This is a genomic window from Mesorhizobium sp. M00.F.Ca.ET.216.01.1.1 (genome assembly GCF_004010325.2).
Classification (GTDB): domain Bacteria; phylum Pseudomonadota; class Alphaproteobacteria; order Rhizobiales; family Rhizobiaceae; genus Mesorhizobium.
Genome location: NZ_SADR02000236.1, coordinates 1 through 369, shown reverse-complemented (window position 1 = coordinate 369; position 369 = coordinate 1). Strand labels below are relative to the sequence as shown.

Below are 369 nucleotides of genomic sequence, written 5' to 3'. Positions count from 1 at the left end.
GCGCACCAAGGCTCCGGTCAGATCGTCGAACGTGGCCAGCTTCTCGACCTGCTGCATGTGCCGGTCGTTGGCAAGCATCACGAGGCCAATGGACAGAATCGGCAACGAAAGAATGCTGATACCGAGAAAGGCGAAGTCAGGAGCGATATGCGCGGGCCACGCGAGCGACGTGTCGGCGAAAAACGTGTTCAGCACACCGCGCGCGAAATACACCACGCCGCCGATCAGCGCCGCGCAAAGCACCAGCCAGTGACCGTACTGCGAGCGCCCGCGCACGCGCGAGCTCCAGATGGTCCACCCCACGGCAACGCGCGCGTAGGCGAGCGCGAACGACATGAGCGCGGCTCTTGCGCTGATATCCGGCGCCAC

At 64.5% G+C, this 369-nt stretch carries 1 pseudogene; it reads right to left on the bottom strand.

From position 1 onward, the window contains the following. Nucleotides 1-336: pseudogene (locus tag EN859_RS35900) on the bottom strand (hypothetical protein); the annotation flags it as partial. Nucleotides 337-369 lie beyond the last annotated feature (33 nt).